Here is a 4,124-nt window from a genome sequence, read left to right as displayed (position 1 = left end):
TCACGCTCTATTAGTCAGTATCTGTTTTTCAGATTCTGACCCACCTTAAAAATTTTAAATTTGTGTCTTGACGATGGGGTCCACCTTTAAACGTGTGATTGAAGGGGAACTTTCGTGAAATGACAATGATTTAAATTTAAGTATTAAACTCATAGGGGAAGCCACAATAAAGCGCAAACTGGCTTCCCCCCTTAATTGACAACAATTCCGTCAATTTTTGGACAAATAACACCGTCAATTTCCTGCCATTTTGGGTCGTCAGTAACATCTATTTTTTCAGGGAGGGCTTCCTGCATAGAGTAAGTAATCCTTTGCCCTTCTTCCTTTATCACCATATTATTCACTCCCACATTGCTCGTTATATTTTAGCAGGGGTTTAATCAATAGTTTCACTGCACAATTCATAATCCCTCGTACAACATACGTGTCTACAACTTCAAACCCTTGCTCACTATAGGCTTTTTCATACGAACGGATTAGCTCTTCAACACTGTCTTGATGACATGCAAAATGCGATACTCTCGTTCCTTCCCATTGCCAAAGGCTTTCATCACTTTTAGGTCTAATTATTTTTTCACACATTTCAATCACCGCTTTTGAACAAAAAGTTATTCCTTAGACCAAAAAAACAAACAGAGTGTATCAAAAATATTACCGTTCATATTCATATTCGCCCTGCAATTCTTTGATAAATTTAAATTCTTCTTCCGTATCGGCTTCAAATTCCTGTTCATATAAATTGCCATGCATCAAAATATCCCAGGTATTCATTATTATCACCTCCTCTCAATTATCAAGTTCTGTAATCAAGTTACCATTTCCCAAAACGGAAAAAGGCTTTGACTATAGTGGTTGAAAGTCGTTTTTTATATAACGACACCAATAGTCAAAGCCTTAAATGAACTATTTTATTAACAATTATTATAATACCTTACAACCAAAATGGCTACTGTAAGGGGGAACTACAAACAAGAATATACATCGTCTATAAATCGGTTTATTGCTTCAACAAATGCCTCTTTCTCCTCAACAGCAATATTAATATAAACTCCATAAATTTTATCTGTAATAAAATTATCCGATTCAATACGCAGAACGTCTTTATGCTTATTCTCGACACTTGGATAACATAAAACAATCTTTTTTGCACTTAACATATGGGAGTAAAATAACATTTGATACACGTCAGCGTTTCCGAATACAGAAGAAAATTTATTTTTGGTATCTAAAATTGCTAATGCCTTTTCTTCCTTTTCATTATATCCATACAAAATGTCTGGTCTAAAACTCTTTTCTTGACCTTCTCCATACGAACCATATATTTTATCTTTTTGCCAATCTTGAAACATGGTATCGTTAGTATAGACAAATAAAATTTTCTTTACAAATTGCTCATACAATAAATCAAAGTCGATTAAAAAGCATTCACCATTTTTGTTGCCGAGATTTTCAAAATAATATTCATTTATAATAAGCATTGCATAGAAATAAGCATCCTTGCAGAGATTATTTTTGTTGCTGAATACCACCTTTGTATCTCGTATTTTGTTATAATCGTTTGAAATTGATTGTAAGGCTCTTTCATACTTTTGTATTATACCTCTGTATTTATCTACCTTCTTTACCTTATTCAAAGCAAATTTTAAAGTCATATTTAGAGGAGTCTGCAATGAAACTTCATCATATTGACTTAAAAAAGGCTCTTCTCTTAAAAGCATTATATTTTTATAACTGGATACGTAATCAACAGAGCCTCTTATATATTTTGATTCCTCTACCACATCAATATATTCAGTAGGAAGACCATGCCTTAAAATCTTATCTAACTCATTTAAAAATAAGTCGATTACATTTACATACTGGCTTGAACGAGTTAAATCAAAAACTTTATCATGAAGATTATTAAAATGCCCATTTACAAAGTAATACATTCTAAAGATATGTTTCATTCCCAATTTGTTATGTTTAGGCATTAATTCAATCATTCGCCTTGGTGTTCTAATATATCCAACGTATTTCTGGCTAAGATTTAAGATTTTTTGTTCTTTATCCAGATTATCTGGATTTATTCCTTTTGCTTTGAGCATTGCCTCTACGACATTTAATTCATCTTCATAAATACTTATGGAATGTCCTTGACTTATTTTAAAACTATTCTCCATAATGCATCGCCTTTACAGAACTACTTCAGGAAATTGTTCTTTTATTGCGTCTATAAACTCTTCGTCTTCATAAATCCGTTCAGGGAGTTTGTCACCAATTATATTCTGCAAATCATTCTTATTTCCATAAGTATATTCTTCAAGAATAGGAAGTACGTTGTAATTGATTACAAGTCTTAGCAACTTTTTAGACCACAAAATTTTACCAGTTGTTTCAACCTTTTCGGCAAAATTTGGAAGGAAGTATGATTGACCCAATAACAATTCTTCGTCATTGAGCGTATCAAGTATTTTTTTATTTATACTTCTATAAAGTCTGGCTATATCAATACCTAACGTCTGTACATCTGACATTTCCTTTACTATATCGTAATTAGGAAAGAGCTTAATAAAGGCAAATCTTCTACGTATGGCATTATCTAAGATGGCAATACTTCTATCAGCTGAATTCATTGTAGCAATTATATAAAGATTATCTGGGATTTGGAATTTACTAATTTGTTCACCATTTACATCTAATGGTTTTACTAAATCAACTGTATATTCTCTATCTAAACCTAAAATCGTTTCCCCAAATATTTTTGATATATTACCTCTATTTATTTCATCAATTACAAAAAGATACTTCTTTTTATCATATTTTATTGCTTCTTGACACCATTGCAGAAAAATTCCAGCTTTTGAAACAATTGTTCCATTCTCAATAGAAGAGCCACCTATGAACTCTTCATAAGTTGTAGAAGGATGAAATTGGATTTTTATTACTTCGTTAAAGAACTTGTTTCCTTCATCGTCTCTCCAGTCCTCTAAATCTTTGATAAACATAGATTTTCCAATCCCAGGAACACCGTATAAAACGATTTGTTTTCTCAACTCTAACAATTCTTTAATCTCATTGGCGGAAGGGTTTTTACCGTTCAATTCTATATACCTCCTTACATCTTCAAGAACCAACATATACGGACTTACCACGTTATAATCTCTTGAAGAGCTAATTTCGGGAAAATCCTCTTTTCCTTTAAAAGAAAACATACTTCTTAATTCCTGACCAGTGACCATATCTTCTTGAAAGGTAATTGGGGTCAATGCTGTATCATCGTAAAAAAGTTCATCTAACTCTCTCTCAAGCAGATTCAATGAATCAATTGTATATTGAACACAAAGCCTTGTGAAATCTTCCTTTTCAATAGATTCGTCAGCAGAAAAAGAAATAAATCTACAATAATATGCTGAAAAATGTGACAAGGATACCTTATTTCCATTTAAATAAAGTTCTTTAAGAAGCTGTATGTAGTTTCTTTTCAATCTAATACTATCCTCTTGCTTTTCTAAAAATTTATCTATAAGAGTGTTGTCAATCGTATCAATAAGCCTACTCAACAAACCTTGAAATGATGATGCCTGATTATAGAAATTTCCCTTTGCAATGTCCTCTTTAATAGAGAAAGGAAATAAACAGCATTTTTTTATTCCTTCTTCATTAAAATCAAAAACCGCCCCAAGTTTATGTAATCTGTCATAGTATAGCTTCTTTTCATCTTCTGTCATTTGACCAGCTTTCTTCAAAGGCTTGTATGTATTATGACTTATACCAACACCTTTACATAAAAAGAATAAGCCAAACTGCTCAGGAGATGTTATAGATAGTTTAGAAAAATATCCCACCGAATCCTTTATACTTGCTTCACTAACATAAACGTTCATATTGAAATAATCCCCCCTTTTTCCTTAAACAAATTCTACCATAAGTCAATAGTCCCTGTCTTTTCATTATAAAAAATGGATTTAAGTCAATATTTTGGACACCAATAAGTGAAATTTAATTTTGATCTCATGCCATATTTTTCATGACATCGCTGGTCGCTTGACATGGTGTTCGCAGCCATGCCTAATGTCGCTATCGCAAGGGGTTTTGACATTTATTTTGGCGGGAGATATTTTAAAAAAGAGCCGTCAGCTCTA

The 4,124-nt window shown here is 32.2% G+C and carries 4 protein-coding genes; all 4 read right to left on the bottom strand.

Features of this window, described 5'->3' with window-relative positions:
• Positions 1 to 191: 191 nt before the first annotated feature.
• A complete protein-coding gene (locus IC21_RS16705) occupies positions 192 to 335 on the bottom strand; it encodes a hypothetical protein (protein ID WP_155116798.1) in 144 nt (47 codons plus the stop codon).
• 1 nt (position 336) lies between these two features.
• Complete coding sequence (locus IC21_RS08910; RefSeq protein WP_035180812.1) at positions 337 to 582, bottom strand: hypothetical protein; 246 nt, start codon at positions 580 to 582, stop codon at positions 337 to 339.
• A 380-nt stretch (positions 583 to 962) separates the two neighbouring features.
• Complete coding sequence (locus tag IC21_RS08905) at positions 963 to 2,162, bottom strand: 5-methylcytosine restriction system specificity protein McrC (protein WP_035180810.1); 1,200 nt, start codon at positions 2,160 to 2,162, stop codon at positions 963 to 965.
• Between the two features lie 12 nt (positions 2,163 to 2,174).
• Positions 2,175 to 3,866 carry an McrB family protein gene (locus IC21_RS08900; RefSeq protein WP_029143135.1) on the bottom strand — a complete coding sequence of 564 codons (1,692 nt, stop codon included), beginning with the start codon at positions 3,864 to 3,866 and terminating at the stop codon, positions 2,175 to 2,177.
• Positions 3,867 to 4,124 lie beyond the last annotated feature (258 nt).

This window comes from Heyndrickxia coagulans DSM 1 = ATCC 7050 (genome assembly GCF_000290615.1).
Taxonomy (GTDB): domain Bacteria; phylum Bacillota; class Bacilli; order Bacillales; family Bacillaceae_C; genus Weizmannia; species Weizmannia coagulans.
The sequence above is the reverse complement of the archived record's forward strand: the minus strand, read 5'-3'. Positions and strand labels throughout refer to the sequence as shown.

Coding starts and splice junctions, on each gene's coding strand:
- IC21_RS08900 (WP_029143135.1), bottom strand. CDS start 3,866: ATGAACGTTTATGTTAGTGAAGCAAGTATAAAGGATTCGGTGGGATAT.
- IC21_RS08905 (WP_035180810.1), bottom strand. CDS start 2,162: ATGGAGAATAGTTTTAAAATAAGTCAAGGACATTCCATAAGTATTTAT.
- IC21_RS08910 (WP_035180812.1), bottom strand. CDS start 582: ATGTGTGAAAAAATAATTAGACCTAAAAGTGATGAAAGCCTTTGGCAA.
- IC21_RS16705 (WP_155116798.1), bottom strand. CDS start 335: ATGGTGATAAAGGAAGAAGGGCAAAGGATTACTTACTCTATGCAGGAA.